This is a genomic window from Streptomyces sp. NPDC058751, assembly GCF_042746485.1.
Taxonomy (GTDB): Bacteria; Actinomycetota; Actinomycetes; order Streptomycetales; family Streptomycetaceae; genus Streptomyces.
In genome coordinates this window covers 76,788-95,019 of record NZ_JBHYPZ010000019.1, presented here as the reverse complement: position 1 = coordinate 95,019, position 18,232 = coordinate 76,788, and the positions used below count along the sequence as shown (strand labels likewise).

13 protein-coding genes are annotated in these 18,232 nt (G+C 73.0%); 4 read left to right on the top strand and 9 right to left on the bottom strand.

Annotated elements, in window-relative coordinates:
* Positions 1 to 110: 110 nt before the first annotated feature.
* Positions 111 to 2,186: a SpoIIE family protein phosphatase gene (locus tag ACFW6B_RS19240; RefSeq protein WP_386597546.1), complete on the bottom strand. Its 2,076-nt coding sequence runs from the start codon at positions 2,184 to 2,186 to the stop codon at positions 111 to 113.
* 78 nt (positions 2,187 to 2,264) lie between these two features.
* Positions 2,265 to 3,620: a DUF6777 domain-containing protein gene (locus ACFW6B_RS19235; RefSeq protein ID WP_386597544.1), complete on the bottom strand. Its 1,356-nt coding sequence runs from the start codon at positions 3,618 to 3,620 to the stop codon at positions 2,265 to 2,267.
* 116 nt (positions 3,621 to 3,736) lie between these two features.
* Between ACFW6B_RS19235 and ACFW6B_RS19230 the strand changes: the two genes are divergently transcribed.
* Positions 3,737 to 5,167 (top strand): lipase maturation factor family protein, encoded by a 1,431-nt coding sequence (locus tag ACFW6B_RS19230; protein ID WP_386597542.1) that lies wholly within the window; start codon positions 3,737 to 3,739, stop codon positions 5,165 to 5,167.
* A 126-nt stretch (positions 5,168 to 5,293) separates the two neighbouring features.
* Positions 5,294 to 6,634, top strand: a complete 1,341-nt coding sequence (locus tag ACFW6B_RS19225; protein ID WP_386597540.1) for an amidase — start codon at positions 5,294 to 5,296, stop codon at positions 6,632 to 6,634.
* 168 nt (positions 6,635 to 6,802) lie between these two features.
* Here ACFW6B_RS19225 and ACFW6B_RS19220 read toward each other — a convergent pair whose 3' ends face one another.
* The gene (locus tag ACFW6B_RS19220) at positions 6,803 to 6,979 is read right to left on the bottom strand and encodes a hypothetical protein (protein ID WP_386597538.1); all 177 of its coding nucleotides are present in this window, start codon (positions 6,977 to 6,979) and stop codon (positions 6,803 to 6,805) included.
* A 525-nt stretch (positions 6,980 to 7,504) separates the two neighbouring features.
* On the opposite strand from ACFW6B_RS19220, the gene ACFW6B_RS19215 reads away from it, so the two are divergent.
* Positions 7,505 to 8,176 (top strand): metal-dependent phosphohydrolase, encoded by a 672-nt coding sequence (locus ACFW6B_RS19215; RefSeq protein ID WP_386597536.1) that lies wholly within the window; start codon positions 7,505 to 7,507, stop codon positions 8,174 to 8,176.
* 104 nt (positions 8,177 to 8,280) lie between these two features.
* The gene (locus ACFW6B_RS19210; protein WP_386597534.1) at positions 8,281 to 9,120 is read left to right on the top strand and encodes an SDR family oxidoreductase; all 840 of its coding nucleotides are present in this window, start codon (positions 8,281 to 8,283) and stop codon (positions 9,118 to 9,120) included.
* On the opposite strand, the gene ACFW6B_RS19205 is transcribed toward ACFW6B_RS19210, so the two are convergent.
* The 6 genes from ACFW6B_RS19205 to ACFW6B_RS19180 form a co-directional block, all read right to left on the bottom strand.
* Positions 9,099 to 10,613, bottom strand: coding sequence for an SDR family NAD(P)-dependent oxidoreductase (locus tag ACFW6B_RS19205; RefSeq protein ID WP_386597532.1), 1,515 nt, complete (start codon positions 10,611 to 10,613; stop codon positions 9,099 to 9,101). The genes ACFW6B_RS19210 and ACFW6B_RS19205 overlap by 22 nt on opposite strands.
* A gap of 100 nt (positions 10,614 to 10,713) precedes the next feature.
* On the bottom strand, positions 10,714 to 12,042 hold the full coding sequence (locus ACFW6B_RS19200) for a wax ester/triacylglycerol synthase family O-acyltransferase (RefSeq protein WP_386597530.1): 1,329 nt from the start codon (positions 12,040 to 12,042) through the stop codon (positions 10,714 to 10,716).
* A gap of 166 nt (positions 12,043 to 12,208) precedes the next feature.
* Entirely contained in the window at positions 12,209 to 14,542 is a 2,334-nt protein-coding gene (locus ACFW6B_RS19195; protein WP_386597527.1) for a GH92 family glycosyl hydrolase, read from the bottom strand.
* A gap of 308 nt (positions 14,543 to 14,850) precedes the next feature.
* Positions 14,851 to 16,080, bottom strand: a complete 1,230-nt coding sequence (glgC, locus tag ACFW6B_RS19190; protein WP_386597525.1) for a glucose-1-phosphate adenylyltransferase — start codon at positions 16,078 to 16,080, stop codon at positions 14,851 to 14,853.
* 98 nt (positions 16,081 to 16,178) lie between these two features.
* Positions 16,179 to 17,330 carry a glycogen synthase gene (gene glgA, locus ACFW6B_RS19185; protein WP_386597523.1) on the bottom strand — a complete coding sequence of 384 codons (1,152 nt, stop codon included), beginning with the start codon at positions 17,328 to 17,330 and terminating at the stop codon, positions 16,179 to 16,181.
* Between the two features lie 84 nt (positions 17,331 to 17,414).
* Positions 17,415 to 18,164, bottom strand: a complete 750-nt coding sequence (locus ACFW6B_RS19180; RefSeq protein WP_386597521.1) for a (2Fe-2S)-binding protein — start codon at positions 18,162 to 18,164, stop codon at positions 17,415 to 17,417.
* Positions 18,165 to 18,232: the final 68 nt, after the last annotated feature.

The following is an 18,232-nucleotide window of genomic DNA, read 5'->3' as shown; positions in this document are numbered from 1 at the left end:
CCGAGCCGCCCGGCAGCCGGCCCGTGGGAGCGCTCCACCGCGTCGGCGGGCGTGCAGCACGACGTGCCGCGCGGGCGGCCCCGTACCCGGCCGGGGCGTGCCGCCCGGGATCAGACGCGCTCGCGGACCATGAACTCGCACCACACGACCTTGCCGCCACCGCGCGCCTCGACGCCCCAGACGTCGGTGAGGCGGTCGACGAGCAGCAGTCCGCGGCCCGAGACACCGGACTCGCCCGCCTCGCGGCGGCGCGGCAGCGCGCTGGAGGAGTCCTCGACCTCGACGCGCAGTCTGCGGTCGGACCCGGTCAGGACGCGCAGGGTGACGATGGCCGAACCCTCGGTGTGCATCAGGGTGTTGGTGATCAGTTCGTCGGCGACCAGCTCGATCTCGTCGGCCCGCTCCCGGGCCCCCCACGCGCGGACGGCGGCCCTGATCATGTGGCGGGCCTCGCTGAGCGCCTCGGGGTCGCCGGGCGCCACGTGCTGCTGGAGGCGTCCGCCCGAACGCTGGTCGATCAGACCGTGGCGGCGCAGGAGCAGCAGGGCGACGTCGTCGTCGCCGCCGCGTTCCTCGGCCATGTCGATGAGCCGGTCCGCGAGGTCGCTGACGTCGTCCGGGCCGCCGCGGACGAGTTCCCCGAGGATGCGCATGCCCTCGGCGAGGTCGACGCCCGGCTCCTCGACGAGCCCGTCGGTGCACAGCAGCAGGGTCTCGCCGGGGTCGAGCTCGACGGTGGCGACCGGGTATTCGAGGCGCCCGAACTCGGCGGACAGGCCGAGCGGCAGACCGCCTTCGAGGGGCAGCCGCCGGCAGGTCCCGTCGGCGTACCGGACGAGCGGGTCGATGTGGCCGGCCCGGACGAGCTGGGTCACTCCGGTGGACAGGTCGATCTCCGCGTACAGACAGGTCGCGAAGCGGTCGGTGTCGAGTTCGTGGAGGAAGACCGAGGCACGGGCCATCACGGTGGCCGGGGTGTGGCCCTCGGCCGCGTAGGCGCGCAGGACGATGCGCAACTGGCCCATGACGGCGGCGGCGTGGGTGTCGTGGCCCTGGACGTCGCCGATGACGGCGCCGACGCGTCCGCCGGGCAGCGGGATCAGGTCGTACCAGTCGCCGCCGATGTCACGGCCGAGCGAGGCGGAACGGTAGCGGACGGCGACGTCGGCGCCGCTCACGCTGGGGATGGAGCGCGGCAGCATGGCCTGCTGGAGACCCTGGGCGAGGTCCTTCTCCTGTTCGAAGAACATGGCCCGCTGGAGGCTCTGGGCGATGCTGCTGCCGAGCGCGACGAGGACGTTGCGCTCGTCCTCGGAGAAGCCGTGCCGGTCGTTGTAGAGCAGGCCGATCGCGCCGATGGGGCGCGCCTGCACGATGAGCGGCAGATAGGCGGCCGAGGTGATCTTCAGACCGGTGATGTTCGGCCACAGCAGCGGATACGACTCGGCGAACTCCTCGGGCGACTCGATGAAGTGCGGTACGAGGGTCCGTACGACCTCGTTCATCGGGTACTGCGCGTCCAGGCGCGTGATCCGGGTGCCGGGGACGTAGCCGTGCTCGGGGCCCGTGGCGACCATGCGGATGCGACCGGCCTCCACCAGGCCCATGACCAGACTGGCCGCCCCGAGGTGGATGAGGCCGTGGGTGTCCTGCAGCACGTCGATGACGTCCTGCACGGTGACGGCGTGGGCCAGCGCGGCCGTGGTGAGCTGGACGACGCTGGTCTGCTGGCGGCGCACCTCGTGCCGGGCGGCCTGTTCGCGGCGCGCCACGCTCTCGTCGAGCTCGGCGGTGGCGTCCCGGACGATGCCGATGATCCGGCGCGGCCGGCCGTTGTCGTCGCGGCGGATGTAGCCCTGGGTGTGGGTCCAGCGCAGAGTGCCGTCGCGGCGACGGACGCGGAAGTAGGCGCCGTAGTTCTCGCTGCCGTCCTTGAGCGCGTGGGAGACCATCGTGTCGAGCCGGCGCGACTCGGCCGGAGGAACGCGCATGCCGAGGGTGGCGGGGTTCCCGTCGTATTCGTCCGGGCGCACGTCGAAGACCTCGTGGGCCTGGGCGTCCATCTGCATCAGACCGGTGTCCAGGTCCCAGTCGAAGCTGCCCATGCGGTTGAGCGCCAGGATCGGATCCGGGTGGGCGGGCCAGTCGTCCGGGAGTGACAGGGCGCTCGCTCCCCGATCAACCATGGGGCCACCATGCCAGTATTTGCCCGATTGTTCGACTTCTGGAGGGCCTGATCGCGGGCCTTCCGGAAGAAGGAGCGTTCACGTCCCGGGGGTGTCGGCGGAGACCTCGAAGACGCCGTCCGGACCGGTCGGCCCGTCGGGGGCCGGCCAGTCGTCGGGGGCGTCGGGGCTGCCCGGGCCGGTGTCCTCGGTGGGCGTGCCCGGCGGGTCCGACGGGACCCGCGGCACCGGGGACTCAGGGGAGCCGGAGCGGTCGGGGGCGGTCGGGTCGGCCGGCGGGGCCGTGGTGGTGCCGGAGGGGGCGGGGCTGGTCGCGGGCCCCGTCGTCGGCGGTGCCGTGACGGTGGCCCTCGGGCAGCGCGGGGACTCGGCGCTCGGACGCGCGGGCCGGCCGGGTCCGGCCACGTCCATGGCGGCGCCGTCCGTCGGATCTCCGGTGGGCACGGTGCCCGGCCCGGTGCTCTCGCCCGGGGTGCCCTCCCCGGTGCCCGGTGTCGGGGTGGGGGTGGGGGTGGGAGTGGGGGTCGCCGTCACCGTCGCGGTCGGCGTGGGGCAGTCGGACGCGGAGGCGTCCGGGGACGGGCTGCGGCCGCCCGGTGAGGCGTCCTCGGAGGGCTCGCGGGCGGAAGCGGAGTCGTGCGGCACCGGGGCCGCTTCCTCCGGCGGCGGTACGGCGCGGTCGTGTCGGTGGCCCTCGTGCCCGACCGGCCGCTCGATCCAGGTGCCGTGCCGGACGTCGACGATCGTGAGGGCGGTGATCACGTCGGGAGCCGGTGCCACCGTGACGACCCGGGCGGGCCGGTACCCGCTCCAGGGCCTGCCCCGGGTGTCCGGGTCCCCCTCGGGCTCGGCGGGCCGGCCCAGCGGGTTGCCGCAGGCGCAGCGGACCCGGGGTAGGCCCCGGTCGTCGACGAGGACGGCCGTGCCGGCCTGGAGCACGGCCTGGAAGCCGGTCGCCCGTCCGGCTGCGAAGCCGTGGTCCGTGACTCCGGTGTCGGCGCGCAGCACGACGGGGGTGAGCTGCCGCAGATAGCCGGGGAGGGCTCCCTGGGAGACGCCGGAGAGTCCGGCGAAGGCGCGGGCCTTGGCCGGGTCGGCGGCGAGGTAGCGGATCTGCTTCTCGACGTCGCAGCTCCCGGCGTTCCGGGTGCCGCCGTACAGGCCCGGTGTGGCGCCCGAGACCGTGCGCGCCCCCTGGGTGCCCGTGGGCGGGGGCTGCGGCGTTCGGGTGACGGACGGCCGGGGCCCGGGTGTGGTGTCCGTGGGCGCCGTGAAGGGGTCGGGCCCCTGGACCGCGAGGGGCTGGAGGAGCACCTCGCCGCCGGTGGATCCGTTCGGCGCCGTGCTCCCGCCACCGCCGCCGCAGCCCGCGACGACGAGGAGTGCCGCCGCGAGCGCGCAGGCCGCGGCCGAGGTCCTGGTGGGTATGTGCACGCGTGCTCCCGTTCGTCCCGGGCCGTTCGTGCCTCATTCTCTGCGTCACCTTCTTGGCGCACGCAAGCGGAAAAAGGTCACCCAGCGTCACAATGGAGGGGAGAGGAGCACGCGCCATGGAGTGGTTCGTCGCACCCGGGTACGAGCTGAGCCGACTGGTGTTCCAGCGGGGGCTGGCCGTGCTGTACCTGGTCGCGTTCCTCGGCGCGGCCCTGCAGTTCCGCGCGCTGACCGGGGAGCGCGGGATGCTGCCCGTGCCCCGTTTCGTGCGGCGGGTCGCCTTCCGGGACGCGCCGAGCGTGTTCCACTGGCACTACTCGGACCGCTTCTACGCCGCCTGGTGCTGGACGGGCTGCGCGGTGTCGCTGGGACTGGCCGCCGGACTCGACGGACTGCTGCCGCTCTGGGGCGCGATGCTCCTGTGGCTCGTCCCGTGGGCCCTGTACCTGTCGGTCGTCAACGTCGGCCAGACCTGGTACTCGTTCGGCTGGGAGTCGCTGCTCCTCGAGGTGGGGTTCCTCGCGGTGTTCCTCGGCAACGACGAGGTGGCGCCGCCGGTCGTCGTGCTGTTCCTCATGCGCTGGGTGCTGTTCCGCGTGGAGTTCGGGGCGGGGCTGATCAAGATGCGGGGCGACCCCTGCTGGCGGAAGCTGACCTGCCTCTACTACCACCACGAGACCCAGCCGATGCCGGGTCCGCTGAGCTGGTTCTTCCACCATCTGCCGAAGCCCTTCCACCGGGTCGAGGCCGCCGCCAACCACTTCACCCAACTCGCGCTTCCCGTCCTGCTGTTCACTCCGCAGCCGATCGCGACCGCCGCGGCCTCGCTGATGGTCCTGACCCAGCTCTGGCTGGTCGTCTCCGGAAACTTCGCCTGGCTGAACTGGACGACGATCGTGCTCGCCCTGAGCGTGACCGAACTCCCCGCCACCACCTCGTCGTTCCCCGCGGCCCCGCTGTGGTACGAGGTGGTCGTGCTGGTGGCGGCCGCGGGCCTGGCGGCGCTCGGCTACCGCCCCGCACGCAATCTGGTCTCCCGGCGGCAGGTCATGAACCGCTCCTTCGACCCGCTCCACCTGGTGAACACCTACGGGGCGTTCGGCAGCGTCAGCAGGATGCGTCACGAGGTGGTCGTCGAGGGTACGGCGGACGAGGTGCCGCGCGAGGACGCCGACTGGCGGGAGTACGAGTTCAAGGGCAAACCGGGCGATCCGCGACACTGGCCGCGCCAGTTCGCCCCGTACCACCTGCGGCTCGACTGGCTGATGTGGTTCGTGGGGCTGTCTCCCGGTTACGCCGGGACCTGGTTCTCCGGTCTCGTGGAACGGCTCCTGGAGAACGACCGTGACACGCTGCGCCTGCTGCGCAGCTCCCCGTTCCCCGCCGACGCACCGCCCCGCTACGTGCGCGCCCGCCTCTTCCGCTACCGGTACACGACCTGGCGCGAGCTGCGCGAGACGGGCGCGTGCTGGCACCGGACCTACGTACGCGACTTCCTCCCGCCGACCCGCCTGGAGAACACCACGGAACGGGGGGTGCCCCGCTAGGGCCTGTCGCCGGCTCCCGTCCGCCGCGTCGAAGGTCAGGGGGCCCGGACCCTCGACGCGGCGGACGGACCGCGGGCAGAGTGCTCCCGTAACTACTCACCAGTACGACACGAGTGAGGAGCGCCCGTGACCACCTGGGCCGGCCGGACCGCCATCGAGATCGCCGCAGCCGTACGCGAGAAGAGGGTCACCCCCCGCGAGGTGGTGGCCGAACACCTCGCGCGGATCGAACGCCTCGACGGGCGCGTCGGCGCCTTCCGCACGGTCCGCGCCGAGGCCGCCCTCGCGGAGGCCGACGAACTGGCGGCCGGGGACCTCGGCGGGCTCCCCCTGGCGGGCGTGCCGGTGGCGGTGAAGGACAACCTCGCGGTGCGCGGGGAGCGGACCCGCAACGGTTCCGCCGCGACCCCGGACACCCCCGCCGACGAGGATCACGTCACCGTGGCCCGGCTGCGCGCGGCGGGCGCCGTCGTGGTGGGCCTGACGAACGTGCCCGAACTCTGCGTCTTCGGCACCACGGAGGGCGTGTACGGCACCGCGCGCAACCCCTGGGACCCGTCCCGCACGGCGGGCGGCTCCTCGGGCGGCAGCGCGGCGGCGGTCGCCGCCGCGATGGTGCCGGTCGCGCTCGGCAACGACGGCATGGGTTCGCTGCGCATACCCGCGGCCAACTGCGGCCTGGTGACGCTGAAACCGGGCCACGGAGTGGTCCCGGCCGGGATCGGCCACGGCGACTGGTTCGGCATGTCGGAGAACGGCCCGCTGGCCACGACGGTCGAGGACGCGCGACTGGTCCTCGCCCTCCTCGCGGACGTCGAGCCGGCCCCGGCCGCGGAGCCCGCCGCCCTCGGGATCGCCGTCTCGGTACGCAGCCCGATGGCCGGAGTCCGTGTCACGCGTCCGTACGCGGACGCGGCCCGGGAGGCCGCCGCCCTGCTGGCCGAGGCGGGGCACCGGGTGCGGACCGCGAACCCGCCGTACCCGCTGTCGCTGAGCCTGGCCTCGCTCGCGCACTGGACGGCGGGCACCGCGGTGGACGCCGAGGACCTCGACCCGCGCGGGCTGGCGCGGCGCACCCGCGTGCACGCCGCGGTCGGCCGCCGCTTCGTGGCGGGCGTGCGCAAGGGAGAGAGCCGCGAGCGGCTGCGCGGGCGCCTCGGGGCGTTCTTCGCGGAGTACGACGTGCTGCTCACCCCGGCGCTCGCCCGGCGCGCTCCCGCGTCCGCCGACTGGCACGAGCGGGGCTGGCTGCGCAACGTGCTGGCCAACACCAACTACTCGCCGATGACCCCGCCCTGGAACCTCACCGGCTGGCCCGCGATGTCGGTTCCGTTCGGAAGACTGCCGGGCGGCGCGCCCTGTGCCGTCCAACTCGTGGGCCTGCCCGGCTCGGAGGCGACACTGCTCGACGTGGCCGGGCAGCTGGAGGTACTGCACCCGTGGCGGCGCACGGCACCGCTGGGTTAGTACTGCGGCAGGTGCTGGAGACAGCCCCGGCCGGGGTGGTGTCCGGACGGGGCGGGGCCTCGCGTGCCGAAGCCGCGGCCGGTCGTCGGCCGCGGCTTCTCCCACTCGGCTCGAACGCGGGTCCGGCGCTCCCGCGCCGTCCTCGATCGCGCCGGCTCCTGGTGTCGGTCAGTCCACGCTGGGCAGGATGTGGGGCTCGGCGAGGTCGTCCTCGTAGCCCGCGAGGCGGATGGGAGCGGACCTGGCCCACACGTCCAGGCTTCCGAGCTTGGTGTCGGACCCGCCGCCCAGGCGCTCCCCGCGTTCCTTGAGGCTCTGGTCTCGATTCGTCTTCTCTGGTGTCACCGCGCACTCCTTATGTGTCGGGTCACCCTCGGGACGTTAGGGCCCGGCGCTCTCGGGCCACCTGACGTCCGCTCGGGTATGAGTCGAAGCAGTTAGGACGCGGTGGCGCCGGTAACTCGTGCGAGAGCAGGCCGTGGTGACCGGCTTGTCCCAGGACGGACCGTGGGTGTGGGTGGACCCCAGTGAGTCTGTCCGTCGGCTACAGCCTAACCAAATGAGCGGGCCCCCGCTCTATGGGGCTGAAAACGTGAGGTAACTTTCACGCGTCATCCAGGCTCCATCACCCCCCGATCTGCGCCGATTTGAAGCATGATGCCCTCTTCGCGACCACCCGTTCGGCTCAATATCGCCCCTGAACGGCGGTGTCGGAACCGTCCGGGGGCGGGACCGGGTCACCATCGGCCTACACCGTCACACGTGTCCGGTACGAAGACGTCACGCAGTTCAGGTCCCGTTGGCCGGTTCGCAAGCAGGCCGTGCTGTGCTGTCGCACGGCAACGGCTTTTCTCGCGGGAGGACTGACGCATGGAGCTGCGCAGCGTCGCGGAGCTGATGGATCTGCTGCACGCCTGCCGGGGCGTCCACGACACCTCCGGGCCCGCCCGCTCCAGACTCCGTCCCGGCGGGACCGCGCCCGTCGGCGACCCCGTCGACCTGCACGGCCACGCCCTGCAGACCGCCGCGCTGCTGCGCCGGGGGCACCCCAGCGACAAGGAGCTCCAGGTCGCGGGCCTGGTGCACGTCATCGGGCAGTTGCTCGGACCGGGCGACGACGCCGGGCACGCCGGTCTGGCCGCCGCCGCGGTACGGCCGCTCCTCGGCGAGCGGGTCTTTGGACTCGTACGGCTGCAGGCCGCGGCGGAGCGGTACCTGGCGGTCGGCCCACCGGGCCACGAGCCGTCCCCGCACGCCCCGTTCGCCGCGGCCGGTCCGGGCGGCGCGATGACCCGGCGCGAGGCGGCCGCGTTCGAGCGCGACCCGCTGGCCGAGGACGCGGTGACCCTGCGGCAGGCGGCCGACGCCGGCAGGGTCCCCGGCCTGCACGCCGGGGACCTGGAGGACTGGCGCACCCTGCTGGAGCTGGTGGCGGAGCGTTCCGGACGGGCCGGCGACCGGACCGGCGCAGGGGGACCGCGGCACCCGGGTCCGGCCGCCGGCCTGGAGGAACGGTCCGCGCGGCTGGGAGCCGCGGACTGACGAACGCCCGCGCCCGTCGCGTCCGATGCGCCCGATGCGCCCGATGCGCGGCAACGGGGCTCCGGGGACTGTCGGCTGACGGTCCGTCATGAGACGGTACGCGGATGACGTCGCCGTACGGACTTCAGGGCAGGGCCGCCGTCGTCACCGGCGCCTCGCGCGGAATCGGTCTCGCCGTCGCCGAGGCGCTCGCCGGAGCCGGTGCCCGGGTGTGCGTGAGCGCGCGGGACCCGGACGCGGTGCGGCGCGCGGCCGAACGGGTCGGCGGCGTCGGACTCGCCGGTTCCGTCGCCGACGGAGCGCACCTGACGGAACTGACCGGCCTGGCGCTGCGCACCTTCGGACGTCTGGACATCGTGGTCAACAACGCGGCGACCAACCAGCCCTACGGCCCGCTCATGGACGCCGACCCGGGGCGCTGGCGCGAGGCGTTCGCCGTGAACGTCGAGGCGCCGCTGCGTCTGGTGCAGTGCGCCTGGCGGGCCTGGATGGGCGAGCACGGCGGGGCGGTGGTCAACGTCTGCACGGAGGGCGCCGGGCACGTCGGCCCCCGGGTCGGCGCGTACGGCACCAGCAAGGCGGCCCTGCTCCACCTGACCCGGCAGCTGGCCGGCGAGCTGGCGCCGGGGGTGCGGGTCAACTCGGTCTCCCCCGGCCTCGTCCGTACCGAGATGGCCCGCTTCGTGTGGGAGGGCTGCGAGGACGAACTGGGCGCCGCCCTCCCGCTCGGCCGCATCGGACGGCCGGAGGACGTCGCCCGCGCCGTGACCTGGCTGGTCTCCGACGCGGCCGGGTGGATCACCGGTGCCGACCTGCTGGTCGACGGGGGAACGCGGGTGGGCGCCGCCCGCCCGGGCTCACCGGGCGAAGGCGTCCACGGACGGCTGCGGCGCCGGGCCCCCGACGGGCGGGGGCCCGGGGCTCACCACTTGCCGGGCGCGTAGTCCTTCAGGAAGACGCCGTACAGGTCCTCGCCCATCTCGCCGCGGACGATCGGGTCGTACACGCGGGCCGCGCCGTCGACGAGGTCGAGCGGGGCGTGGAAGCCCTCGTCGGCCAGCCGCAGCTTGTCGTAGTGCGGGCGCTCGTCGGTGATCCAGCCGGTGTCGACCGAGGTCATGAGGATGCCGTCGGTCTGGAACATCTCCTGGGCGCTGGTGCGGGTCACCATGTTCATGGCCGCCTTCGCGGCGTTCGTGTTCGGGTGGCCCGCGCCCTTGTAGCCGCGGCCGAACACGCCCTCCATGGCGGAGACGTTGACGACGTAGGCGCGTCCCGTGGACGCCGTGCGGGCGGCTTCGGCCATCTGCGGCCGCAGCTTGCTGATCAGGATGAACGGCGCCGTGTAGTTGCACAGCTGGGTCTCGAGCAGCTCGACCGGGGAGATCTGCTCGATGGTCTGCACCCAGGTGTTGGACTCGACGACGTCGGGGAGCAGGCCGCCCGCGTCGATGGCCGTGCCCTCGCGGTGGCGGACCACGCTGGCGTTCCCGGCGACCAGGGCGAGGTCGGCCACCTTCTGCGCCTCCAGGCCGGACACGCCGACGGGCAGCGCCTGCAGTCCGTCGACCGCGCCGGAGTTGAAGGCGCCGATGAGGTGCTGGGCGGGCAGCTCGCCCGCGGGCAGCGGGGCGCTCTCGCCCTCGACGAGCGCGGCGTACGCGGAGGGCAGCCGGCGCACGGTCTGGGTGGCGTTGTTGATCAGGATGTCGAGCGGGCCCTGCTCGGCGACGCGGTCGGCCAGCGCCACGGCCTGGGCGGGGTCGCGCAGGTCGATGCCGACGACCTCCAGGCGGTGGATCCAGTCCGCCGAGTCGTCCATGGCCTTGAAGCGGCGGATCGCGTCGTTCGGGAAGCGCGTGGTGATCGTGGTGTGCGCGCCGTCACGCAGCAGGCGCAGCGCGATGTACATGCCGATCTTGGCGCGGCCGCCGGTGAGCAGCGCCCGCTTGCCGGTGAGGTCGGCGCGGGCGTCGCGGCGGGAGCGGTTCAGGGCGGCGCAGTCCTGGCAGAGCTGGTGGTAGAAGTAGTCGACCTCGACGTACCGCGTCTTGCAGGTGTAGCAGGAGCGCGGGCGCTGGAGTATGCCCGCGATCTGGCCGGCCTCGGTCACGGACGAGGGGAGGATGCCCTCCGTCTCGTCGTCGATGCGCTGGGCGGAACCGGTCGCGGTGGACTCGGTGACCAGCTTGTCGTGGGCCGTCTTGGCGGCGCGGCGCTCCTGGCGGCGGCGCTGCTTCACGGTCCGGTAGATGCCGGCGGTGGCGCGGCGCACGGCGATGGCGTCGGGGTGGTCGACCTCGATCTTCTCGAGTTCGTCGAGCACGCTGAGGCAGACGGCCAGCCGCTCGGGGTCGATGCCGGGACCGAACGCGACGTCCGCCACATCTGTCGTGTCCACGGCGGGGGTTGCCCGGCCGTCCTCTGTCACCGTCATCGCTGCCGTTCCTCGGGTTGTGCGCCGCGTTCGAAACCGCGCTCGCTTTCGAAGGCGGAATTTTACGGACCAATCGCGCGCGGCACCAAACCCGTGGTGATCAAGGCGTGCAGGCGGTGATCAGTACGCGCACCTCCTCCTCCAGGGAACGGGCCAGCAGACCGAGGTCGGGAACGGCCTCCGCGTCGGCGACCAGCCCGTAGTGGACCTTCCCCCGGTACGTCGAGACGGCCACCGCGAGGGCCTGGCCGCGTGCCAGCGGGGCGAACGGATAGACCTCCGCGAGCGGGCAGCCGCCGAGCTTCAGACCGAGGCTGGGCAGCGGCACGCTGGTGACGAGGATGTCGAACAGCAGCCGGGCGGCCTGGCCGACGACGGGCCCGCCGATGCGGTGCCCGAGCGGCGGGACGTGGTCGGCGAGCAGCGCGACGGCACCGGCGCCCCGGTTGGGTCCGGCGTCCTTGTTCCGGTCCATCTCCGTCCGTACGGCGCGCAGCCGCCCGAGCGGGTCCGGGTCGTCGACCGGAAGCCGTATCAGGTAGCCGGAGAGCCGGTTGCCCTGTGGCTGCGCGGTGCGCGGCCGGCGCCGGGAGACGGGGATCAGGGCGCGCGGGGAGACCCCCTCGCTGCCGTCGCCGCGCTCGTCGAGCCAGCGGCGCAGGGCGCCCGCGACGACGGCGATCAGGACGTCGTTGACCGTGCCGCCGACGGTCTTGCGGACGACGTGCACGTCGTCGAGGTCGATGACCACCCCAGCGGTGCGCCGGGTGCCGGTGGGCTCGGAGGTGAGGGCGGGCGAGGACCGCGCGGTGAGTGTGGCGCGGGCCACCGAGGTGCCGATGTCGAGGGCGCGGCCCACGTCGGAGAGGGTGCCGCGGACCAGCTCCGGCAGCTTGCGGACGTCCGGGAAGAGTCCCCGGGACGGCTCCGCGGGGCGCGGGCGGGGCTCCGGCAGGTCCATCGGGTCCATGATGGCCGCGGCGAGCATCAGCGCCCTGAGCCCGTCGGCGAGCGCGTGGTGGAACTTGAAGAGCACCGCGAAGGACGTGCCGTCCTCGCCGGGCAGCACGTGCGCCTCCCACGGGGGCCGGCCGCGCTCCAGCGGGCGTTCCATGAGCCGGCCGGCCTCGGCGTGGAAGTCGGCGGTGGGCTTGTGCAGCAGGACGTGGTCCAGCGGCTCGAAGTCGGGTGCCTGCTCGCGGGCGGCGCCGCCGAAGGCGAGCGGCGCGGTGGGCTGCCACACGTCGCGGATGCGCATGCGCAGGCCGGGGACCGCGGCGGCGCGCGCCGCGAGCAGGTCCGCGGCGTGGGCGCCGGCGGCGGGCGTGTGCGCGGCGAAGACACCGAGGGCTCCGAGGTGCATCGGGTGCCGGTCGGACTCGATGTTCCAGAACGCCAGGTCGAGTGGTGCGAGGAGGTCGGAGATCAAGGGCTTGCTCTCGCGTCGACGACGGGTGAACTTGCAGTCAACCCGGACTGGTGATTACGGTCAAGTACGATCAAGTTACGCACAGTTAACAGCGGATTAAGTCCCGCCCCTCGGCAGGAGGGGCGGGACTCCTTCTCCCCGGTTCCTCCTCAGCGCACGCCGGGTGTCATTTCAGGACCGGGGGCGCCGCGGAGGCCGACGTTCCCCACTCGGACGGCTCCGGGCCGACCGTGAAACCGAGGGACCGGGTGCTCTTCAGCGTGTCCGTCGTCAGGTACGTGCGGCCGTACGGCGAACCGTCGAGGCGGGCCGACCGGATGTACCGGTCGGTGTCCGAGGTGCCCGGCGCCGTGACCGTCAGGGCGCCGCGCGGGTAGTAGCGCCGGTCGAGGGTGAGGTCGACCCGCTCGAAGACGGGCGTGGACAGGCCCCAGGTGTCGTAGCCCGGCTGCACCGGGAAGATGCCGATGGAGGACAGGACGTTCCAGGCGGACATCGTGCCGAGGTCGTCGTTGCCGGTCATGCCGGTCGGCGCGTCGGTGAACAGGGTCAGCGCCGCGTGCACGACGTCGGTCGTCTTCCAGGGCTGCCCGGTGGACAGGTAGGTGTACGGGGCGATCAGGTCGGGCTCGTTCTGCGGGTTGTACTTGTCGGCGTTGTAGTAGGCGTACGGGCCGTTGACCCAGACCTCGCGGGCCGTCTTCGCGGGGTCCTTCAGCAACTGCCCGTAGGCGAAGAACGAGTCGAGCCGGTCGTTCGCGGCCTGCTTGCCGCCGATCAGGCCGACCATGCCGGGCAGGTCCTGCGGCACGAGCCACTGGTACTGCCAGGACGTGCCCTCGTGGAAACCGACGCTCTCGGCCGGGTCGGCGGGCCCGGCGAAGGCCCCGGAGGCGTCCCGGGCACGGAAGAAGCCGGTCGAGGGGTCGTGGACCGCGCGGTAGCTCTGGGAGCGCGCCAGGTAGCGCGCCGCGTCCTCGGTGTGGCCCAGGTCCCGTGCCATCGCGCCGAGAACGGCGTCCGACAGGGCGTACTCCAGGGTCGCGGAGGCGCCGTGGTCGTAGTCCGAGTCGCCAGGCTTCGCGTGCGGGCGGTCCTTGACGTACGGGGCGAAGCCGTTCGCGATGTACTCCGCGGCGGCCTCGCGCCCCACCGCGGGCGAGCCGGCCGGCGGCACGCCGTCGGCGTTCTTCCTCAGCGCGCGGTACGCCCGCTCCTCGTACCCCCCGAGCAGACCCTGCTGGTAGGCGTTGGTGAGGAACGGGGTGACCGGGTCGCCGGTCATGATGTTCGTCTCGACGGTGCCGTAGCCCCACTTGGGCAGCCAGCCGCTCTCCTCGTCGACCTTGATCACCGAGATCGCCATGTCCCGGGCCTCGCGGGGCGCGAGGAGGGAGAGGAGCTGCGACTGGGTGCGGTAGGTGTCCCACAGCGACCAGTTCTGGTAGTACGTGAAGCCCTTGGCGTGGTGGATCCGCTGGTCCCAGCCGGTGTAGCGGCCGTCGGCGTCACTGCCGACGTTGGGCGCGAGGAAGGAACGGTAGAGCGACGAGTAGAAGGTGCGGCGCAGGGTGTCGGTGCCGCCCGTCGCACGGACGTCGTCGAGCCGGTCCTCCCAGGCGCGGCGGGCGGCGGCGCGGACCTCGTCGAAGGAACGGCCGCCCTCGGAACGGAGGTTGACGGCCGCGCCGCGGGCGTCCACGTACGAGAGCGCGGTGGTCGCCTCGACCGTGCGGTCCTCGGTGGTGTCGAAGCGCACGAAGGCCCCGGTGCGCCCGGTCGTGCCGGCGGCCTGCCGGGAGCCCTCGGTGACGGTGTCGCCGTTCCAGGTGCCCGAGGTGGTGAAGGGCCGGTCGAAGCGGGTGATCGTGTACACCGTGTAGGGCTCGGTCGCCTGGCAGAAGCCGCTGCCGGTGATCGCCGTGCGGACGGTCCGGTCGTCCAGGATCTCGACCTTCGTGGAGACCGTCCTGTGCAGCGACTGGCCCGCGTTCAGCAGAACGTTGGCCTTGTCGGTGGCCGGGAAGGTGTAGCGCTGCACGCCGGTGCGCGCGGTGGCCGTCAGCTCGGCCCCGATCCCGGACCTCAGGTCCGCCCGGTAGAAGCCCGGGTGCGCCTCCTCGGTGTCGTGGCCGAACTCCGCCGCGTACCGCGCGTTGTCCGTCAGGGTGACGTCCCCGGTCGTGGGCAGGACCGGCAGGTCGCCGCCGAGGCCGCAGCCGACGCCGGAGAGGTGGACGAGGGAGAAGCCGCGGATGTGGTCGTGGGAGTGGTCGTAGCCGGTGTTGTGGCCGGTGTCCGGCGAGAACTGCACCATGCCGAAGGGCACGGCGGCGCCGGGATAGGTGTTGCCCTCGTTCTGTGTTCCGATGAACGGGTTGACCAGGTCGGTGAGTTGGCCGTCGCGCGGCTCGGCGGCTTGTGCGGTGGGCAGGGCGAACAGCGCGGACGCTGTCACCAGCCCCGCCACGCACAGGCGCAGGCGCCGGGTCCATCTCATGCGGGAGACCTCCGGTGGGGTGATCGGCATCGTTGTCCTCGTGCGCGGGCGGGGCGGGGACCGGCTTCCGGGCAACCGGAGGGAATCCCGCGGGACGTCCCGCACCGGGGCACGGCGCCCCGGACCGCCCGGGATGATGACATCGTTGTCAGAGTTGTACAACGTTGTCATCGACGGCAGTTGGCATGACAGCACGGGATTCCGCGGCCCGTCCAGGGACATGACAAGCAGGGCGGGACAACGGCCGGAAGTCGCCGTGCGCGAGGGGTCCGCCGCGAGGGCCGTCGTGAGGAGCCCCGGACGGCCGGTCAGAGCACGCGCTGCCCCTTGCCCAGGGCGATCACGCCCCCCTTGGAGACCGTGTAGAGGTCGGAGTCGCGCTCCGGGTTGACGCCGATCGTCGCGCCCGGCGGTACCTCGACGTTCTTGTCGAGCACCGCGCCGCGCACCACGGCGCCCCGCCCGACCTTGACGTTGTCGTGCAGCACCGAACCCTGCACCACCGCCCCGGGGTCGACGACCACGCCCGGCGACAGCACCGACCGCGTCACCTGCCCCCGGATCAGGCACCCCGCGCTGATGATGGACTCGCTGGCGATGCCACCGGCGTTGAACCGCGCCGGCGAGAGCTGCCCCGAGCTCGTGTAGAGGGGCCAGCCGCGGTTGAACAGGTTGAACGCGGGGCGCTCGGCGATCAGGTCCATGTGGGCGTCGTAGTAGGCGTCGAGGGTGCCCACGTCACGCCAGTAGCCCTGGTCGCGGGCCGTCTCGCCGGGCACGTGGTTGTCGCTGAAGTCGTAGAGCCACGCCTCGCCCCGTTCGGTGAGCGCCGGCAGGATCGAGCCGCCCATGTCGTGCACGGAGCCGTCGTCCTCGGCGTCCCGCTGGAGCGCCTCGACCAGCGCCTTGGTGGTGAAGAGGTAGTTGCCCATCGACGCGAAGACGCGCTCGGGGTCGTCCGCGAGGCCCGGCGGGTCGGCCGGCTTCTCCAGGAAGCCCCGCACGCTCCGGCCGTCGGGACCCGGGCTGATGACTCCGAAGGAGGACGACTCGGCGCGCGGCACCCGTATTCCGGCCACCGTCACGCCCGCCCCGCTCTCGACGTGCTGGGCGAGCATCTGCCGGGGGTCCATCCGGTAGACGTGGTCGGCGCCGAACACCGCGACGTACTCGGGCCGTTCGTCGTGGATCAGGTTGAGCGACTGGAGGATCGCGTCCGCGCTGCCGAGGTACCAGCGGGGCCCGAGCCGCTGCTGGGCCGGGACCGGGGTCACGTAGTTGCCCAGCAGGCTCGACATCCGCCAGGTGGTGGTGATGTGCCGGTCCAGCGAGTGCGACTTGTACTGCGTGAGCACGCAGATGCGCAGGATGTCGGCGTTGACGAGGTTGGAGAGGACGAAGTCCACGAGGCGGTACGTGCCGCCGAAGGTCACCGCCGGTTTCGCCCGGTCCGCGGTGAGCGGCATCAACCGCTTGCCCTCACCGCCCGCCAGTACGATTCCCAGCACCGAAGGTCCACCGCGCCCGCCACGCCGCATGCTGCCGCCCCTTCCACGCCCGGTCGGGCCACGTCCGGCTGTCCGGACGTGGCCCGCGTTCCGAAGTTCACCTGACCGAAGTTCGCCCGTCCGGACGGTTACCCCGCTTTGAGGACTTCCTCGTACAGCCGGACGGTCCTGCGCGCCACGGCGTCCCAGCCGAACTCCCCCACCGCGCGCCGCCGTCCGGCCTCGCCCATGCTCCGGGCCGTGCCCGGGTCGGCGAGCACCGAGTCCAGCGCGGCCGCGAGTCCCGCCTCGAACCCGTCCCCGAGCGGCACGAGAAGGCCCGTGCGACCGTCCTCGACCACCTCGGGAATGCCGCCGACCCGCGAGGCCACCACGGCCGTTCCGCAGGCCATCGCCTCCAGATTGACGATGCCGAGCGGCTCGTACACCGAGGGACAGACGAACACGGCCGCGTGGGTGAGGAGTTGGACGACCTCGGGCCGGGGCAGCATCTGCGGGATCCAGTGCACTCCGTCCCGCACGGCGCCCAGTTCCCGGTACAGCTCGCGGAACTCGCGCTCGATCTCCGGGGTGTCGGGGGCTCCCGCGCACAGGACGACCTGGGCGGCCGGGTCGATGTCCCGTACCGCGCGCAGGAGATGGGGCACCCCCTTCTGCCGGGTGATGCGGCCGACGAACAGGACGTACGGGCGAGCGGTGTCCAGGCCGATCCGCTCCAGGACGTCGGTGCCGTGGTCGGGCCGGTAGAGATCGGTGTCGATGCCGTTGTGCACGACGCGCACCCTCGCCGGGTCCAGGTCCGGGTAGCAGCCGAGGATGTCGTCGCGCATGGCTCCGGAGACGGCGATCACCGCGTCGGCGGCCTCGATGGCGGTGCGCTCGGCCCAGCCGGACAGGGCGTAGCCGCCGCCGAGCTGCTCGGCCTTCCAGGGGCGCAGCGGTTCGAGGGAGTGGGCGGTCATCACGTGCGGAATGCCGTGCAGCAGCTTTCCGAGGTGTCCCGCGAGGTTGGCGTACCAGGTGTGGGAGTGGACGAGGTCGCGGCCTTCGAGGGCGGCGGCGATGGAGAGGTCCACGGAGAAGGTGCGCAGGGCGTCGTTGGCGCCGTCGAGCGCGGACCAGGACCGGTGACGGAGGACCCCGCCGGTACCGCCTTCACCCCAGCAGTGCACGTCGAGCTCGGTGAGGGCCCGTAACTCCCGCGCGAGGAACTCGACATGGACGCCCGCACCACCGTAGACGTCCGGCGGATACTCCCGGGTCAGCAGTCCCACGCGCACACAGAACCCCCGTACTAGCGGCTGGTGCCCTTCATGGTCACTCAGTTGAAGCCGATACGGAAGACCGCGAGAGGCGCCCCCGTGTCAGGTCCGGCGGGGCGCCGGGCGCGGCGGGCGCTCGAAGCAGCAGTCGCCGCAGACCCCGCCGCCGGGCACCCGGTAGTAGAGGCAGCAGCTGCGGCGGCGCAGGGTCCCGGGGTCGAGGGTGCCGGAGAGGTCGGGGTGCGCGAGGAGCCGGCCGGCCAGGGTCCTCGCCCGCCCACTCACGTCCGGGCGTCCGTGGGCGAGCGCCCAGCGGTCGAGTTCGCGTACGGTCCCGGCCAGGGCGGAGCCCGCGTTCCCCCACAGCAGGGCCGGCTGGACGCGGTGGCGTGAGCGCAGGGCCGCGCCCAGCGGCACGAGGAGCCCGGCGCGCACGACCGCGTCGAGATCGGCCACGGGCCGGAAGCGGACCTCGCGGAGCCAGAGGTCGTCGGGTGCTCCGGCGTCCGGGTCCCAGTGCAGCAGCTCCGGATCGAGGTCGGGCAGCCGGCCGCAGAGCGCGGCGGCGCCGAGGGCGACCGACCAGAAGCGGGCCGCGAGCCCCTGCTGCGCCACCGACACCGCGACCCTCGGTTCCGACGTGCGGATGCTTTCCGCGACCTTCCGGACGCGGAAAGTTACCGGATCTCCGTAAACCTCCTCGGACGTACCGGATCGCGGGTCCCGCCAGGCGCTCGCGAGGGTGGGCAGGGGGCCGCACGGCGGTACGCCGGTGCGTAGTACGAAGAATCCGCCGAGCGCGTCGAGCGCCTTGAGTCCGGGGTCGAGGTCCACGAAGAGCAGTAGTACCAAGCCCCCTAGGGGGAACCACCAGTGGACCAGGACGTGGTGTCGCCCACCCTGGGGAGGACACGGGGCGA